The sequence below is a fragment of the Pseudomonas sp. DC1.2 genome, assembly GCF_034351645.1.
GTDB lineage: Bacteria > Pseudomonadota > Gammaproteobacteria > Pseudomonadales > Pseudomonadaceae > Aquipseudomonas.
Genome location: NZ_CP133782.1, coordinates 1614510 through 1632054 on the forward strand (window position 1 = coordinate 1614510; position 17545 = coordinate 1632054).

Here is a 17545-nt window from a genome sequence, read left to right on the forward strand (position 1 = left end):
CGCTCTCGCTTTAGCCCCGCGAGAGTCCACGGGCAACGAAAGGTCAGCGATTTGACGCATTGAATCTGCGTCGTAGGGAAGGTAAGCAAGATGGTACAGGTGAGAGCACACCAGCCGATCAACACCGACGGCAGTATCAATCTCGAGGCTTGGCTCGATCACGCGGTCAGTGTCGATCCGGCACTGGATCGCGAGGCCTTGAAAGAAGCCTGCGAGTTCGCTCGACAGTCTGAACAGCAAGCCAATGCGGCGAAAAATCTCTGGTCCGAAGGGACGTCGAGTTTTCGCACGGGGCTTGAGATTGCGGAAATCCTCGCCGACCTCAAACTCGACCAGGACTCGCTGGTCGCCGCGATCCTGTATCGCGGCGTGCGCGAGGGCCAGATTCAGTTGCCGGCGGTCAGCCAGCGCTTCGGTCTGGTGGTTTCCAAACTCATCGACGGCGTGTTGCGCATGGCGGCGATCAGCGCCAGCCTGAGCCCGCGCCAATCCTTGGTACTCGGCACCCAGGGCCAGGTGGAAAACCTGCGCAAGATGCTGGTGGCCATGGTCGACGACGTTCGCGTTGCCCTGATCAAACTGGCCGAGCGCACTTGTGCGATCCGTGCGGTAAAAACCGCCGACGACGAGAAGCGCAACCGTGTCGCTCGTGAAGTCTTCGACATCTATGCGCCGCTCGCTCACCGCCTCGGTATCGGTCATATCAAGTGGGAGCTGGAGGACTTGTCCTTCCGTTACCTTGAGCCTGACCAATACAAGCAGATCGCCAAGTTGCTGCATGAGCGGCGACTGGATCGCGAGCGTTTCATCGCCGACGTGATGAGCCAGCTGAAGAATGAGCTGACCGCCACCGGCGTCGATGCCGACATCAGCGGCCGGGCCAAACACATCTATTCGATCTGGCGCAAAATGCAGCGCAAGGGTCTGGAGTTCAGCCAGATTTACGACGTGCGCGCCGTTCGCGTACTGGTGCCGGAAATGCGCGACTGCTACACCGCGCTCGGTATCGTCCACACCTTGTGGCGGCACATTCCCAAAGAATTCGACGACTACATTGCCAACCCGAAAGAGAACGGCTATCGCTCGTTGCACACCGCAGTGATCGGCCCCGAAGGCAAGGTGCTGGAAGTGCAGATCCGCACCCATGCCATGCACGAAGAAGCCGAGCTGGGGGTTTGTGCGCACTGGCGCTACAAGGGCACCGACGTCAAGGCTGGTTCCAACCAGTACGAAGAGAAAATCTCCTGGCTGCGTCAGGTCCTTGAGTGGCACGAAGAGCTCGGCGACATTGGTGGCCTGGCGGAACAACTGCGCGTCGATATCGAACCGGACCGGGTCTACATTTTTACCCCTGACGGCCACGCCATTGACTTGCCGAAGGGTTCCACACCGCTGGACTTTGCTTACCGCGTCCACACCGAAATCGGTCATAACTGCCGCGGCGCCAAGATCAACGGGCGCATCGTGCCGCTCAACTACAGCCTGCAAACCGGTGAGCAGGTCGAGATCATCACCAGCAAGCACGGCACTCCAAGCCGCGATTGGCTGAACTCGAACCTGGGATATATCACCACCTCGCGAGCGCGGGCGAAGATTGTCCACTGGTTCAAATTGCAGGCCCGCGATCAGAACGTCGCGGCCGGTAAAACCTTGCTTGAGCGTGAACTCACCCGCCTGGGTCTGCCGGCAGTGGATTTCGACAAGTTGGCCGAAAAGGCCAACATGAAGATCGCCGAGGATATGTTTGCCGCGCTGGGCGCCGGCGATTTGCGCTTGGCGCAACTGGTCAATCTGGCGCAACAACTGGTCGAGCCGGAACGCGGCAACGAACAGTTGGAGCTGATCCCGCGCAAAGCCACCGGCTACAAGCCGGGCAAGCGCGGCGACATCCAGATCCAGGGCGTTGGTAACCTGATGACCCAAATGGCCGGTTGCTGTCAGCCGCTGCCGGGGGATGCGATCGTCGGTTACATCACCCAAGGCCGTGGCGTGAGCATTCACCGCCAGGACTGCGCCTCGGTGCTGCAATTGGGCGGGCGTGAGCCGGAACGGATCATCCAGGTCAGTTGGGGGCCGGTGCCGGTGCTCACCTACCCGGTGGATATCATCATCCGCGCTTACGACCGTTCCGGTTTGCTGCGCGACGTGTCTCAGGTGCTGCTCAACGAGCGGATCAACGTGCTGGCGGTCAACACCCGCTCGAACAAAGAGGACAACACTGCGTTGATGTCCCTGACCATCGAGATTCCGGGGCTGGATGCGTTGGGTCGGTTGCTGGGCCGTATATCCCAGCTGCCTAACATCATCGAAACCCGCCGTAATCGCACGCCGTGAAGATGACCTCGCTGTGGGAGCGAGCAGGTTCGCTCCCACAGGGTTTTGTTGTGAGACAGACATGATGTACAGCCTTGAAGACTTGCTGCACCTGATGAACCGCCTGCGTGACCCGCAGTTTGGTTGTCCGTGGGACATCAAGCAAACCTATGCGACGATCGTTCCGCACACCCTGGAAGAAGCCTACGAGGTCGCCGACGCCATCGAGCGTGGCGACTTTGACCACTTGCAGGGCGAGCTGGGTGATTTGCTGTTTCAGGTGGTTTATTACAGCCAACTGGCGCGCGAAGAAGGGCGCTTCGAGTTCGCCGGCGTGGTCGACAGCATCACTCGTAAGTTGATTCGTCGTCATCCCCATGTGTTCCCCACCGGCGATTTGTATGCGCCGCTGGACGTTGCGCGGCTGAGTGAAGAACAGGTCAAACAGCGTTGGGAAGAGATAAAGGCCGAGGAGCGTGCCGAGAAATCTACGGCACCTGAGCAGTTATCGTTGCTGGACGATGTGCCCAGCGCGTTGCCGGCGTTGTCCCGTTCGGCAAAATTGCAGAAGCGCGCAGGGCAGGTCGGTTTCGACTGGCCGCACGCGTTGCCGGTGCTGGACAAGGTCCGCGAAGAACTCGATGAAGTGCTCGAAGCCATGGCCGACAACGACGCCTTAGCGATTGCCGATGAAGTCGGTGATCTGCTGTTTTCCGTGGTCAATCTGGCGCGGCACCTCAAGGTTGATCCGGAAACGGCCTTGCGCGGCGCCAACTCGAAGTTTGAACGTCGCTTCCGATTTATCGAACAGGCATTGCGCGACACCCGCCGTCCCATAGAAGATTGCACCCTCGAAGAGTTGGACGCCTTGTGGGGCGAAGCCAAACGTCAGGAAAAGAATTTGCCCAACTGCGGTTGAGCAGTTGCCTAAGTGAGTAAGCACCATGAGCATTTCCCTTCGCGACCAGTTGCTCAAAGCAGGGCTGGTCAACCAGAAGCAGGCCAAACAGGTCGGCAAAGACAAGCAAAAGCAGCAGCGTCTGGTGCATAAAGGCCAGATTGAACAGGACGATACCCAGCAGCGTCTGGCCCAGGAAGCGCTGGCCGAGAAGGTCAAGCGTGATCAGGAACTGAATCGTGTGCAGCAGGAGAAAGTGGAGCAGAAAGCGCGTGCGGCCCAGGTCAAACAATTGATCGAAGTCTCACGCTTGCCGAAGCTGATCACCGAGGACTACTACAACTTTGTTGACGACAAGAAGGTCAAGCGCCTCTGCGTCAACACCCTGATGCGTAACAAACTGAGCAACGGGTCGCTGGCGATCGTGCATCATGCCGGCGGCTACGAAGTCATCCCTCGCGAGGCGGCTCTCAAGATCCAGGAGCGCGATCCACAACGGATTGTGCAGATGAACGTCAAGACCGAAGAAGTCAGCGTCGAAGACGATCCATACGCGGCCTATCAGATCCCTGATGATTTGATGTGGTAAGGCTTTAAAGGCTGTGACAACGACAAACCCCGCTTACGGCGGGGTTTGTCATTTTCAATACTGTCATTGCTCAGGTTTCGCGCCTAGGCGGAACGCGCTTCGCGTTTTTGCTCCAGTGTTTCCAGCTCAGACTTGTAGTTGTGTGCGTCGGCCTCGGAGTGGAACATGCCGACTAACAGGTCTTGCTGATGCACGTCCCAGATCCGGATACCAGCGGCTACGCCCTCGTGGGACATATGTGAATCGTCGCGTTCAGTTACTTTCACAGTCATCTGCTAGCTCCAATCTCAGTTACCTGCACCAAGGCGTGTGCAGGACTCTGTTATATATTTTGTTAGCTTCCTAAGTAAATGCTTTCGTTCGGTAACGAATATTTGCGAATTTGGCAAAAGTCCTACAGCCCCCTAAATCCGCGACATTACGTCGCAGGCTGCTGAGTTGGCTGACAAAAGTTTCATGTTCGTGGCGAACAAAACCACTGCTGGAAGCTGACCGCAATGCCGGTAGGAACGAGCGTCCTCGGTCCAGAAGGGCTTTCTATCTTCTTCAAGACGAAAAAAAACGCCCCGAACCCGTCGGAGCGTTTTTGTGTACAGCGAAACGGCGGAGTGTTACTTACCCGCCCAGCGCTTCAGTACCAACGTGGCGTTGGTGCCACCGAAACCGAAGCTGTTGCTCATCACGGTGTTGATGGTGGCGTTTTCGCGAGTCTTGGTCAGGATTGGCATGTCAGCCACTTCTGGGTCCAGTTCTTCGATGTTGGCGGAGCCCGCCATGAAGTTGCCTTCCATCATCAACATGCAGTAGATCGCTTCGTGAACGCCAGCAGCGCCCAGGGAGTGACCCGACAAGCTCTTGGTGGAGCTGATGGCTGGAGCGTTGGTGCCGAACACTTCACGTACACCTTTCATCTCCGCGACATCGCCGACCGGAGTCGAGGTGCCATGGGTGTTCAGGTAGTCGATCGGGGTATCGACGGTGGACATGGCCATCTGCATGCAACGGATGGCGCCTTCGCCGCTTGGAGCGACCATGTCGTAACCATCGGACGTTGCGCCGTAACCCACGATTTCCGCGTAGATCTTCGCACCGCGTGCCAGAGCATGTTCCAGCTCTTCGACCACGACCATGCCGCCGCCGCCGGCGATGACGAAACCGTCACGCTTGGCGTCGTAGGCACGGGAAGCTTTTTCCGGGGTTTCGTTGTACTGGCTGGACAGTGCGCCCATGGCGTCGAACAGGAACGATTGGCTCCAATGCTCTTCTTCACCGCCGCCGGCGAACACAACATCCTGCTTGCCCATCTGGATCTGTTCCATGGCGTTGCCGATGCAGTGAGCACTGGTAGCGCAGGCAGAAGCGATGGAGTAATTCAGGCCTTTGATCTTGAACGGAGTGGCCAGGCAAGCGGAAACGGTGCTGCTCATGGTCCGCGTAACGCGGTATGGGCCGACGCGCTTGACGCCTTTCTCGCGCAGGATATCCAACGCTTCCATCTGGTTCAGCGTCGAAGCACCACCGGAACCAGCGATCAGGCCGGTCCGCGGATTGGAGACTTGCTCATCGGTCAGACCGGAGTCAGCGATGGCATCTTTCATGGCCAGGTAGGCGTAAGCCGCCGCGTGGCCGACGAAGCGATAGATCTTACGGTCGATCAGCTCTTCGAGAGGCAGGTCAATGGAGCCGGAAACCTGGCTACGCAGACCCATTTCGGCATATTCCGGGTTGAACCGGATGCCCGGGCGACTTGCACGCAGGTTAGCGGAGACGGTCTCTTTGTCATTGCCCAAGCACGAAACGATGCCCAGACCAGTGATAACGACGCGGCGCATGCGGATAACCCTTAGAAGTTTTCAGTGGAGGTGAAAACGCCGACCCGGAGGCCTTCGGCGGTGTAGATCTCGCGACCATCTACGCTAACCGAACCATCGGCGATAGCCAGGTTCAGCTTGCCTTTGAGGACGCGCTTGATCTGAATGTTATACGTGACTTTCTTGGCGGTCGGCAGGACCTGACCAAAGAACTTCACTTCGCCCGAACCCAGCGCACGGCCACGGCCCGGCAGACCCTGCCAGCCGAGGTAGAAGCCGACCAGTTGCCACATGGCATCGAGGCCCAGGCAGCCCGGCATCACCGGATCACCTTCGAAGTGGCAGGCGAAAAACCACAGGTCTGGAGTGATATCCAGCTCGGCGACCAATTCACCTTTGCCGTACTTGCCACCCTCTTCGCTGATATGGGTGATGCGATCAACCATCAGCATGTTAGGGGCGGGCAGTTGCGCGTTACCTGGGCCGAACAGCTCACCGCGACTGCAGCGCAGCAGATCTTCCCGAGTAAAGGCGTTTTGTTTGGTCATGCGAGCTCCTCAATAGTCCCGTGCGGCAGGGTGGGGCAAATCTTCCCGGCCGATCGAAGCGTTCATGCCTCGAGTCGACAGCCTACTCATAGACTATTGCGTTGTGGTGAAAGTCACAGCACCAAGGACATGAATGTACACTTGTGCACTGAAATATTTATTCAAGCCCCTTTTCGGGCCTGTTCGGGTGGCTAAGACTGCCGCACTTTCGCCTTTCACGCCAGTCGCATATAGCCGAAAGGCCTGCACTACTGCACCCAGCGCTGCAAAATTTGCTGCAGATCAGTGCGTTTGAAGGGCTTGGCCAGGTAATCGTTCATTCCCGCTGCCAAACAGGTTTCGCGGTCGCCCTGCAAGGCGTTGGCTGTCAGCGCAATAATCGGCAAGTCTGTGCAGCCCGGCAATTGGCGGATCTGCCGGGTGGCCTCGTAGCCGTCGATCACCGGCAATCGGCAGTCCATCAAAATCGCTTCGAAGATCAGGCTCTCGGCACTGCGCACGGCTTGCACGCCATCGGTGACAACGCTGACCGTGAAGCCCAGGCTGCGCAACATCGCGGCGATCACGGTTTGGTTGACCGGGTTGTCTTCCACCAGCAGCACGTTGCGTCCTTCGCCGGTGCCGTTACCGGTGGGCGTGCGCTGCGGCGTCAGCACCGGCAACGCTTGCTGATAAAGGGCGAGCGGGATCTCGAGAGTAAACACCGAGCCACGACCTTCTTCACTTTGGGCGCGCAGCGTACCCCCCATCCGTTCGGCCAGGGTGCGGGCAATTGGCAAGCCCAATCCGGTGCCGCCATAGCGTCTTGAAATAGAACTGTCGGCCTGCTGGAACGGGTTGAACATTGAGTCCAGGCGTTCAGTCGAGATGCCGATCCCGCTGTCGCGCACGGTGCAGGTGAACCACAGTAATTCGTGATCCAGGGATTGCCACTGGGGTTCGATGCTGACGCGGCCCCGTTCGGTGAACTTCAGCGCATTGCCGATGAGGTTGACCAGAATCTGCCGGATCCGTGTGGGGTCGCCCTGAACCTGCAGCGCGCGCATGTCATCGGGGATCAGCAGTTGCAGATCGAGCTTGCGCTGCACGGCGCTGTGCTGGAACGACTGCGCGCAACTGGCGATCAAGTCCACGAGATTGAATGCAATGTGCTCCAGCTCCAGTTCCGAGCGCTCTATCCGCGAGAAGTCGAGAATGTCGTTGATCACTTTGAGCAGGTGTTCGGTGGACTCCGAAGCCAGCGCCGCATACTCGACCTGTTCCTCGGTCATCTCAGTGGTTTCCAGCAGTTGCAACATGCCCAGTACGCCATTCATCGGTGTGCGCAGTTCATGGCTCATCATCGCCAGGAAGTCGGATTTGGCGTTATTGGCTTTTTCCGCCTCTTCGCGCGTCTGGATCAACTGCGTCATGGCTTGATGCTGCTCTCGGCTCGCTTGTTCGAGACCGTCGGCGAGGTTGTTGATGTGTTGCGACAAGGCCCCCAGTTCCGTGTCATCGACGATCGGGAGCGAGGTTTTGTAGTCGCCGCCCTGAATGGCCTTGACCGCGTTGCCGATGTCGCGGATCGGCTGCGACAAACTGCTCGCCAGTCGGCGTGCGACCAGAAAGGTAAACAGCAGGGCGAACAGCGCCAGTACCCCGGCCTTGAACAGGATTTCCTGTTGGCGCTGGCTGAAGGCGTCGTTGGACAAGCCGACGATGACCCGACCCAAATAATCCTCGCTCGACGCACTGGTGGACGTGGAGGCGGTCTGGAAGAAGTCGTTATTGAGGGCGATCCGTTGCAGCCGTACCGGCGCCTGGAAGAGTTCGACCTGTTGCGAGCGCTCGTAGGGTTGCGCCGGTTGCTCGACGTAGACCAACGTCCGATTGGTGCTGTCCTGGATTTCCAGAAAGCGCACGTTGGGCGTCGCCAGCGTGGCCTTGAGCAGGCTGTCGAGTACGTCGTTGTTACCCGAAATCACCCCGTACTCGGTAGCGGGCGCCAGTTGGTTGGCGATCAACTGACCGGTGTGATTGAGCTCCTGGCGCAGGTCCTGGATCCGCACGAAGGTGAAGAAACTGATCAGCAGCAAGGTCAGCAGCAGCGCAGGCCCGAGGCTAATCATCTGGGTGCGGGTGTTGATGTCCCAGCGACGACTGAAGGTCATGGGCGGCGTTCTCCTTCGGCCAACTGTGCGGCGACCTGTGCTTCATTCATTGGCTCAATGCCTAATGAACGAGCCACTTGCGGGTTGCTTAAGACTTTGAAGTATTTCGGGTAGAGCGTGCGGGGCCAACTCGCCGGTGGCCGGTCCAGCAGTTCGTCAAGCATCGCCAGCCAGTCGCTCTGATCGCTGTAAGTGCTGGCCAGGCTGCCGGCCTTGACGAAGCCGGCATTGGGGCCCATCAGCGGCACTTGTCGCGCGTAGCTGCTGAGCAGCAGGTTTTTTGCAGTTTTTGGGTTATACAGATGCGTGTCGTCGAGTCCCAGCAAAACATCGCTGTTCTTTAACAAGTCCTGCAAGGGGCGGCTGTCACCGGTGTTATCCCAGCGCTCGTCGACGATCTCAAGGCCTAGTGGCACGGCGGCTTGGCGCAGTTCCTTGAGGAGAAACTCGCTGTGTCGATCGTAAAGTACGCCGACCCTGCGTGCTTGCGGCAGGATCAGCCGGGTCAGGCGTAATTGCCGGTCCAGGGGCGGATCACTCCACAACAAGCTCAGGCGTGAGGGCAAGAGGTTGTTCAGTCGCATGTTGGCTTGCAGGCGGCTGATGCGCAGCACCAGCGTTGCCGGGCCCTGAGCCTCTTGCAGACGCCAGTCGAGGCTGGGCAGGTCGAGCAGAATCAAGCGGGTGCCGTTGGGCAGTTTGCCCGGTGCCGGCAGGCTGGCCAGGGGTTGGAAGCGCACGTTATCGGTGGGGCGCAATTCCCCCAGAGCACGGGTAAAGGATTGCACGCCTGGGCTGTCTTCAGCGCCGGTCAGCAGAACGTCTGCCGCCTGCGCTGACAGGCTACTCAGCACGCTGGCAGTCAGCAGGCACAACCCGGCCAGCAGCAGGCCGACAGTGGGCGTCTTGCGCGACGGGCGTGCCAGCATTCTAAAATTCCAGCTCGGCGCTGAAGTAGAGCACCCGGCGCTCATCGTAGTTGTTATCGACGAACGTGTTGGGTTGGTTGTCCAGGCGTTGTTGCATCACGCCGGCCAGTTCCAGGTTGGCCTTGCCTAAACCGATGCGTTTGGCGATGCGCGTGTCAACCCGTTCGAAACGGTAGCCATTGAGGGCGTCGTCGCCGTAATAGAAGAGGGCGCTGCTCCAGCCTTGGCCCCACTCGCGCAGCCAACCGGCCGAGCCGCTGTTGCGCGCGGTTTGCTGTTGGTCCAGCGGATTGCTGGCCTTGGCATCGATGTAGGCATAGGTCAGGCGCAGGCGATCAGCGTTGCCGAGTTTCCAGTCAAGTTGGGTTTCAGTGCCTGAAAAATGCGAGTGGTTGGCGTTGCTGGCGATGTACTGATTGTTGCGTAACGGTTCGCTGATCATGCCGGTGATGTCGTCGTAGAACAGCTTCACATCTACCGCCAAGCCCCACTCGGTGAAATAGCCGTTGTAGCCCAACTCACGAGAGCGCATGCGTTCTTTGTCGAGGTTGCCGGGGCCGCGGGTCTTGACGAAATAGCGGGCACTGGACTGGCCGTAGGCGCTGGGCCGCAGGTTCGTTACCTGATAACTCCAGTTGACGTTGTTCTCGAACATGTTCGGTGAGCGGATGGCTTCGGAGTACACCGCTCGCAAGCCATGACGCGGGTTGATCAGGTAATTGATTGCCACCCGAGGGGTCAGCGAATTACCGGTCAACTGCGTGTCTTCGAACATGGCACCGCCCTGAAGCAGCCAGTGTTCGGTGGCGCGCCACTCCAGTTGGCCGAACGTGCGCCACGTGGTGTCGTCGATCGTGCCATTGAAGTAGGTCTCGGAGTCTGCTCGGTCGTAACGATAGTTCATGCCGCTGACCAACCGCAGACTATCTGACAGGCTCAGCGTATCTTGCAATTCCAGGTCATAGCGCGACTCGCGAGTGCTCTGATCAATGTCGCCGCACACCGTTTGCCGCGCGCCGCCTTTCCATTGGGTCAGCACCTGGTTGGCCAGTGCCTGTTCGGCGGGCGTGCCTGCCGGCGCACCGGGGCCGGTGTAGCGCTCGATATTGCGCGCCAGGCGTTCGGCGTAGTTCGGGTTGAGCTGCCAGAGTTCGGTCAGCTCGGGGCTGAACGAGACTTCTGCATCACAGGCGCGCCAGGTTTGCTGTCGATCCCAGTGCTGGGCCGAGCCCTGTATATAAAGGCTGTGATCAGGATTTATGTCCAGATTCCAGCGCAACGAGCCGGCATAGTCATTAGCGATGACGTCCGAATTGTTCCCGGCGGCGGTAATCCCGGAAAACACTGGGCGGTAGGTGTAAGGCCGCTGGTTGGTCCCGTCCTTGGCGTTCAATTGCCAGTCGATGCTTTGGTTCTCGTTGAGGTTCTGACTGACCGCCAGGCTGAAGCGGTTCAAGCGGCGGCTGTCGCGGTAGTCAGCGCCTGTGCGGTCGGAGTCGAAGCCATCATCTTGCTGACCGGACATTGACAGTCGCAGGTCGCCGCTGTCCCAAGCGGTGCCTTGGCTGGCATAAAAATCGTTGATGCCGCGCTGGCCCCGGGTCACTTTCAGTCGCGTGCCATGGCTGTCGGCGGGGCGTCGGGTAATGATGTTGACCACGGCCATCAGTGCATTGGCGCCGTAACTTACGGTGTTCGGGCCACGGAAAACCTCGATGCGCTCGATGTCCTCCATGGCCACGGGAATGTCACTCCAGTCCACCGTGGCCAGCCCGGCGCGATACACCGAGCGGCCGTCGATCAAAACCTGCAGGCGTCGCGCTTCGCTGGCGCTGGTGCCGTGATAGTTCACCACCGCCTGATTGCCGCTGATATTGCCGACCATCATCCCCGGGACCAGGCGCAGCAGCTCGCTGATATCCCTAGCGCCGCTGGCCTTGATCAATTCGCTGTCGATCACCGTCATGCTTCCCGGCACGGCGGCCGGCGACTGCTTCAAGCGCGTGGCCGTCAGCACTTGCGGCAACGGGTCGCTGGCCAGAAACAGGTCGTCGGCCAGCAATGCCGGGCTGAAGATCAGTGCCAGAACCAGCGGCGAACGAGGTGAGGGAGGGCCAAAAGACACGACACAGCCTAAATAGCGATTAACGGGCGCGCATGTTAACCGAGCCCTACGACTTTTCCAGTCACGATGTGGGCATTTTCCTCGGTTTTGTTGGTCTTCTTCCTACATGTGCGGGTAATTGATGCGGGGACTGGCCGCCACTGGGGCTCTCCGTATAATGCCGGCATTGCCACTGCTATGGATTAATGGATTGCATATGACTGAACAGCGCCCAATTGCGGTCCTGGGAGGCGGAAGTTTTGGGACCGCCGTGGCTAATCTATTGGCCGAGAACGGGCATCAGGTCCGGCAATGGATGCGTGACCCCGAACAGGCTGAGGCCATGCGGGTCAATCGCGAGAACCCGCGTTACCTCAAAGGCATCAAAATTCTGCCCGCCGTCACGCCGGTCACCGACTTGCAAGCCACGCTTGAGGCTTGCGACCTGTGTTTCGTTGCGCTGCCGTCCAGCGCGCTGCGTTCAGTGCTGGCACCTCACGCGCAGCTGTTGAGCGGCAAATTGCTGGTGAGCCTGACTAAAGGTATCGAAGCGCACACCTTCAAACTGATGAGCGAGATCCTCGAAGAGATCGCCCCGCAAGCACGTATCGGCGTGCTGTCCGGCCCGAACCTGGCCCGTGAAATTGCCGAACATGCACTGACCGCCACGGTGGTCGCCAGCGAAGATGAAGAACTCTGTCAGCGGGTTCAGGCTGCACTTCACGGTCGCACCTTCCGCGTGTATGCCAGCGCCGACCGCTTCGGCGTGGAGCTGGGGGGGGCGTTGAAAAACGTCTACGCGATCATCGCCGGCATGGCGGTAGCGTTGGGGATGGGCGAAAACACCAAGAGCATGCTGATCACCCGGGCACTGGCAGAAATGACTCGCTTTGCGGTGAATCAGGGCGCTAATCCGATGACCTTTCTGGGGTTGGCGGGCGTGGGCGATTTGATCGTCACCTGCTCATCCTCCAAAAGCCGTAACTATCAGGTCGGTTTTGCCCTCGGCCAGGGTCTGAGCCTGGAGGATGCTGTGACGCGCTTGGGTGAAGTCGCCGAAGGGGTCAACACCCTGAAAGTGCTCAAGGCCAAGGCGCAAGAGGTGGGCGTGTACATGCCACTGGTCGCCGGGCTGCATGCGATTCTGTTCGAAGGGCGCACGCTGAATCAGGTCATCGAGTTGTTGATGCGCGGCGAACCAAAAACCGACGTCGACTTTATCTCCACCAGCGGTTTTAACTGAGCACGCTACCCATCAGGAGCAGGAGAAAGACATGAACGAGCCGAAAGTAGAAGCCAGGTACGAATCCATCCTGCTGCGTGTGCTGTGGATGATCGTTTACATCCTGGTCTGGCAAGTGGCGCAATTTATCCTCGGCGCGGTGGTGCTGGTGCAGTTGATCTATCGTTTGATCTACGGCGCTCCGAGCGCCAGCCTGATGAATTTCGGCGACAGCCTGAGCCAGTTCCTGGCGCAGATTGGTCGTTTCGGCAGCTTCCACAGCGACCAGAAACCCTGGCCCTTTGCCGATTGGCCGGCGCCACGCACGCCCGAAGGTGAAGCGCCACATGTCGTAGCGCCTGCGCCACATCCGGCCCGAGATGAGGAGCCCAAGCTATGAAGCTGTGGGTATTACGTCATGGTGAGGCCGAGCCCTACGGTTCACGTCCCGACGCCGAACGCGCACTGACTGCTCACGGTCGCGAAGAGGCACTGCGCAGCGCCGCTGAGTTGATCGGGCAACCGATTAGCGTGATCTATGCCAGCCCTTACTTGCGGGCGCAGCAGACCGCGCAACTGGTGCGTGAAGCCTTGGGGTTCGAGCCGGACATTCGCACCGTCGAGTGGCTGACCCCTGACAACCGTCCGCAAGCGGTGTTGGAACAGTGGGAGGCCATGGATTACGCGCTATTGGTCAGCCATAACCCGCTGGTGGGTAACTTGCTGGGTTACCTGCAACACGGTCATGTGCAGCAACCGGAGGCGGTAAAAACTGCCGGCCTGGCCGAGCTTGAGGGCGACATGCCGCTGGCCGGGGCGATGAAACTCAACAGTATCAAACACCCTTGACACGGTTAGCGCAGGACTAGAGTGGGCGCGTGGTTTGCCGCGATGGCATCGACTCGGCCTGACGGATACACCGTGTCGCCTGTATGGCGGGCAAGCCCTACGCCCGCAGGTACAGCGCGGTTGCTGATTTTTATGTGAAATAGTCAACCAAGCACTTGCTTGGTTGACTACGCTTGCTCCAGACCAAAAACACAGGAGCACGTCGCATGTCTGCTGCCTTTCGTTTGCCACTGGACGTGTTCTACGAGCGTGAAACGCGCCATCCCCGCCAGCGCTTTCTGGTGCAGCCGGTGGGTAATGGCCAGGTCGATACGCTGACCTGGGCTGATGTCGGCCATCAGGCTCGCTGCGCTGCGCATTGGTTGCGTGCGCGTGAGCTGCCGCAAGGTAGCCACATTGCCCTGATCTCGAAAAACTGTGCGCACTGGATCATCGCCGACCTGGCGATCTGGATGGCCGGGCATGTTTCGGTGCCGCTTTATCCCAACCTCACTGCCGAGTCCGTGGCTCAGGTGCTCGAACACAGCGAAGCGGTGCTGGCGTTCATCGGCAAACTTGACGACTGGCCCGACATGGCTCGTGGTGTCAGTCCCCACCTGCGCACCATCAGCTTGCCGCTGCATCCGCCCGGCACCTTCGATTTCAGTTGGGACGACCTGCAACGCAGCTCGCCGATTCAGGATGATCCCAAGCCCGCCGCCGATCAGTTGGCGACCATCATCTACACCTCCGGCACCACCGGCCAGCCCAAAGGTGTCATGCAGAGCTTCGGTACGCTGGGATTTGCCGCCACGCGCGGCACTCAGTTGTTCGGCCTCAACGAGTCCGATCGTCTGCTGTCTTACCTGCCGCTGTGCCACGTCGCGGAGCGGATGTTCGTCGAGATGGCATCGATCTATACCGGGCAAACGGTGTTCTTCGCCGAGAGCCTCGACACTTTCCTGGTTGATTTACAGCGTGCCAGACCCACCGCATTGTTCGGTGTGCCGCGCATCTGGACCAAATTCCAGATGGGCGTCTTCGGCAAGATCCCGGCCAAACGCCTCGATTTCCTGCTCGGTCTGCCGATCATTGGCAAGCGGGTAGGGCACAAGGTGTTGGTGGGGCTGGGACTGGACGCTTTGCGCATCGCATTGTCCGGCGCGGCGCCCGTGCCACAGACGTTGCTGCTGTGGTATCGCAAGCTTGGGCTGGATGTGCTGGAGGTCTATGGCATGACCGAAAGCTGCGGTTACTCGCATATTGGCCTGCCGGGCCAAAATAAACCCGGCTGGATTGGCAAGCCGTGCCCTGAGGTCGAAGTGCGCATCGAACCGTCCGGCGAAGTATTGGTACGCAGCGGTGCGACCATGCTCGGTTACTACAAGGAACCGCTGAAAACGGCTGAAACCGTGACTGAGGAAGGTTTCCTGCGCACCGGTGACAAAGGCGAGCAGGACAGCGAAGGCAACCTGCGCCTGACCGGACGCTTGAAGGAAATTTTCAAGACCAGCAAAGGCAAATATGTTGCCCCGGCGCCGATCGAAAATCGCTTGGCCGTGCATTCGCGGATCGAACAGGTGTGTGTGGTGGGCGATGGTTTGAGTGCGCCGCTGGGGTTGTGCGTGCTCTCGTCTGTTGGCCAGCAAGACGCCGCGAGTGCCGGGCGGGCAGGGTTGCACTCAAGCCTGGAAAAACTGCTGGAGGAGGTCAACGGTGCCCTCGACAAGCATGAGCGCTTGCGTCGGCTGGTGGTGGTTAAAGACAGTTGGGCGGTGGAAAACGGCTTTCTGACGCCGACCTTGAAGATCAAGCGCAACGTGATCGAAGCCACGTATGGTGCCCGCTTCGAGGAATGGAGTGAGCGCAGCGAAGCGGTGCTGTGGCAGGATTGAGCGACCAACAAAACCAACAAAGGAAAATCTGTAATGAGCCTGTGGCGCACCCTTCCCAACATCGAGCAGTTGAACGTCAGCCAGAAAAACACCATCGGCGAGGTGCTGGATATCCGCTTCGAAGCCTTCGATGACGCGTCACTGACCGCCAGCATGGTCATCGACCATCGCACCCACCAGCCTTATGGTTTGCTGCACGGCGGTGCTTCTGTGGTACTGGCCGAAACGGTGGGCTCCACGGCCAGTTATTTGTGCATCGACGCCAGCCAGTTTTATTGCGTGGGTCTGGAAATCAACGCTAACCATTTGCGCGGCCTGCGCAGCGGTCGGGTGACGGCGGTGGCCAGGGCGATACACATCGGCCGCACCACGCATGTCTGGGACATCCGCTTGAGCAGCGATGAAGGCAAGGCCAGCTGCATATCGCGGTTGACCATGGCGGTGGTGCCACTGGGTGAAAATCCTCCGATGCGTTGAATGCTGACAGGCATGACCGGACTGTCACCTTTCCTGTCAGTTACAGTCATTGCTGTCGGTCGCCGTCTTACGGACAATCAACCGCATGTTCTCGCCCATGGATTGACCGGTATGTTGCAGCAAATCTTCTTCGCCCACGCCAATGGTTTCCCTTCGGGCACCTACGGCAAGCTGTTCGCGGCGTTGGCGCCTGAGTACCAGGTCACTCACTTGGAGCAGCACGCCCACGATCCGCGTTTTCCGGCGGATGACAACTGGTACAACCTGGTGGATGAACTGATCCATCATCTTGAGCAGCAAACGGAACCGGTCTGGGGTGTCGGCCACTCCTTTGGCGGCGTATTGCACCTGCACGCGGCGCTGCGTCGTCCTGAGCTGTACCGCGGGGTGGTGATGCTCGATTCGCCGGTATTGACCCGCACTGACCAGTGGGTGATTCGCGCCGCCAAGCGTTTCGGTTTTATCGACCGTCTTACACCGGCCGGCCGCACGTTGGGGCGGCGCGAAGAGTTTGCCGATCTCGACAGCGCGCGCCGTTATTTCGCCGGCAAAACCTTGTTTCGCAGCTTTGACCCAGAGTGTTTCGATGCCTACCTGCAACATGGGTTACATCCAGTCGGCGATAAACTGCGCCTGCGCTTCGACCCCGCCACGGAAATCAGCATCTACCGCGGCGTGCCCGATACCAGCCCAGGGTGTGCGCGTCAGTTAACAGTGCCGCTGGCGGTGGTGCGCGGGCGCAATAGCCGCGTGGTGATGCGCCATCACGCCCGCTCTGTCGGTCGCATGCCACAGGGTGAGTCCTTGACCATGCCCGGTGGCCACATGTTTCCCCTTGAGCGTCCACAAGACACTGCCACGCTGCTGAAGAACCTGTTTAGTCGCTGGGAAGGTCGCCGTCAGCAGGGGTGCGCATGAGCCGCACGGTCGAAGAAGTTCGCTTGAGCTTGCCGCACATCGAGCTGGCGGCGCACTTGTTTGGTCCCGAAGACGGCTTACCGGTCATTGCCTTGCACGGCTGGCTGGACAACGCCAACAGTTTTGCGCGACTGGCGCCCAAGCTCAAAGGCCTGCGCATCATCGCGCTGGACATGGCCGGCCACGGTCATTCGGGGCACCGGCCGAGCGGCGCCGGATATGCGTTGTGGGACTATGTCTACGACGTGCTGCAAGTCGCCGAACAATTGGGCTACCCGCGTTTCGGCTTGCTGGGGCATTCCATGGGAGCGATTGTTTCCCTGGTGCTGGCCGGCTCGCTGCCCGAGCGCGTGACTCATCTGGCGCTGATCGACGGCATCATTCCTCCAACAGACAAAGGCGAAAACGCTGCCGAACGGATGGGCATGGCTCTGCAAGCGCAGCTGGATCTGCAGGAAAAGCGCAAACCGGTCTACAGCAGTCTTGACCGGGCGATCGAAGCTCGCATGAAAGGTCTGGTGGCGGTCAGTCGTGAAGCCGCCGAGTTGCTGGCCCAGCGTGGCTTGATGCCTGTGCCGGGGGGATACACCTGGCGCACCGACAATCGCCTGACGCTGCCATCGCCGCTCCGTTTGACGCAAGAACAGGCGATGGCCTTCGTTCAGCGGGTCAGTTGCCCTGCGCAATTGGTGGTCGCGGCCGATGGCATGCTCGCCAAACACCCCCAATTGCTGGAACGTCTACCCTTTAGCCGTGAACAGCTGCCAGGCGGCCATCATTTGCACCTCAATGATGAACCCGGCGCCGACCTTGTCGCAGACTGTTTCAATCGGTTCTTCGCCGTTCCTTGACTTGCGCCG

Annotated in this window: 16 protein-coding genes; 10 read left to right on the forward strand and 6 right to left on the reverse strand. The window is 59.5% G+C overall.

The features are described 5' to 3' along the window. Positions 1 to 90: 90 nt before the first annotated feature. The 3 genes from relA (at position 91) to RHM68_RS07255 (ending at position 3800) form a co-directional block, all read left to right on the forward strand. Entirely contained in the window at positions 91 to 2334 is a 2244-nt protein-coding gene (gene relA, locus RHM68_RS07245) for a GTP diphosphokinase (RefSeq protein WP_322221373.1), read from the forward strand. 64 nt (positions 2335 to 2398) lie between these two features. Continuing rightward, a complete protein-coding gene (gene mazG / locus RHM68_RS07250) occupies positions 2399 to 3232 on the forward strand; it encodes a nucleoside triphosphate pyrophosphohydrolase (protein WP_322223714.1) in 834 nt (277 codons plus the stop codon). A gap of 25 nt (positions 3233 to 3257) precedes the next feature. Continuing rightward, a complete protein-coding gene (locus RHM68_RS07255) occupies positions 3258 to 3800 on the forward strand; it encodes a DUF2058 domain-containing protein (RefSeq protein WP_322221375.1) in 543 nt (180 codons plus the stop codon). 83 nt (positions 3801 to 3883) lie between these two features. On the opposite strand, the gene RHM68_RS07260 is transcribed toward RHM68_RS07255, so the two are convergent. From RHM68_RS07260 to RHM68_RS07285, 6 genes are all read right to left on the reverse strand, one after another. After that, positions 3884 to 4072 carry a hypothetical protein gene (locus RHM68_RS07260; protein ID WP_322221377.1) on the reverse strand — a complete coding sequence of 63 codons (189 nt, stop codon included), beginning with the start codon at positions 4070 to 4072 and terminating at the stop codon, positions 3884 to 3886. A 339-nt stretch (positions 4073 to 4411) separates the two neighbouring features. Next, positions 4412 to 5632, reverse strand: a complete 1221-nt coding sequence (gene fabB, locus RHM68_RS07265) for a beta-ketoacyl-ACP synthase I (RefSeq protein ID WP_322221379.1) — start codon at positions 5630 to 5632, stop codon at positions 4412 to 4414. Between the two features lie 11 nt (positions 5633 to 5643). Then, on the reverse strand, positions 5644 to 6159 hold the full coding sequence (fabA, locus tag RHM68_RS07270) for a 3-hydroxyacyl-[acyl-carrier-protein] dehydratase FabA (protein ID WP_322221381.1): 516 nt from the start codon (positions 6157 to 6159) through the stop codon (positions 5644 to 5646). Positions 6160 to 6407: 248 nt separating this feature from the next. Then, positions 6408 to 8312, reverse strand: a complete 1905-nt coding sequence (locus tag RHM68_RS07275) for an ATP-binding protein (RefSeq protein WP_322221383.1) — start codon at positions 8310 to 8312, stop codon at positions 6408 to 6410. Continuing rightward, on the reverse strand, positions 8309 to 9241 hold the full coding sequence (locus RHM68_RS07280) for an ABC transporter substrate-binding protein (protein ID WP_322221386.1): 933 nt from the start codon (positions 9239 to 9241) through the stop codon (positions 8309 to 8311). The genes RHM68_RS07275 and RHM68_RS07280 overlap by 4 nt, the downstream gene beginning before the upstream one ends. 1 nt (position 9242) lies before the next feature. Next, positions 9243 to 11366, reverse strand: a complete 2124-nt coding sequence (locus RHM68_RS07285; protein WP_322221388.1) for a TonB-dependent receptor plug domain-containing protein — start codon at positions 11364 to 11366, stop codon at positions 9243 to 9245. A gap of 196 nt (positions 11367 to 11562) precedes the next feature. Here RHM68_RS07285 and RHM68_RS07290 point away from each other — a divergent pair, with 196 nt between their 5' ends. The 7 genes from RHM68_RS07290 (at position 11563) to RHM68_RS07320 (ending at position 17536) form a co-directional block, all read left to right on the forward strand. After that, positions 11563 to 12588, forward strand: coding sequence for an NAD(P)H-dependent glycerol-3-phosphate dehydrogenase (locus tag RHM68_RS07290; protein ID WP_322221390.1), 1026 nt, complete (start codon positions 11563 to 11565; stop codon positions 12586 to 12588). Positions 12589 to 12619: 31 nt separating this feature from the next. Next, entirely contained in the window at positions 12620 to 12967 is a 348-nt protein-coding gene (locus RHM68_RS07295) for a DUF4389 domain-containing protein (RefSeq protein WP_322221392.1), read from the forward strand. Next, positions 12964 to 13416 (forward strand): phosphohistidine phosphatase SixA, encoded by a 453-nt coding sequence (sixA, locus tag RHM68_RS07300; protein ID WP_322221394.1) that lies wholly within the window; start codon positions 12964 to 12966, stop codon positions 13414 to 13416. Before RHM68_RS07295 ends, sixA begins: the two co-directional genes overlap by 4 nt. Positions 13417 to 13622: 206 nt before the next feature. Continuing rightward, positions 13623 to 15290, forward strand: coding sequence for an AMP-binding protein (locus RHM68_RS07305; protein ID WP_322221396.1), 1668 nt, complete (start codon positions 13623 to 13625; stop codon positions 15288 to 15290). 33 nt (positions 15291 to 15323) lie between these two features. After that, positions 15324 to 15767, forward strand: coding sequence for a hotdog fold thioesterase (locus tag RHM68_RS07310; protein ID WP_322221398.1), 444 nt, complete (start codon positions 15324 to 15326; stop codon positions 15765 to 15767). A gap of 111 nt (positions 15768 to 15878) precedes the next feature. Continuing rightward, positions 15879 to 16685: an alpha/beta hydrolase gene (locus tag RHM68_RS07315; protein WP_322221399.1), complete on the forward strand. Its 807-nt coding sequence runs from the start codon at positions 15879 to 15881 to the stop codon at positions 16683 to 16685. Next, positions 16682 to 17536: an alpha/beta hydrolase gene (locus RHM68_RS07320; protein ID WP_322221401.1), complete on the forward strand. Its 855-nt coding sequence runs from the start codon at positions 16682 to 16684 to the stop codon at positions 17534 to 17536. Before RHM68_RS07315 ends, RHM68_RS07320 begins: the two co-directional genes overlap by 4 nt. Positions 17537 to 17545: the final 9 nt, after the last annotated feature.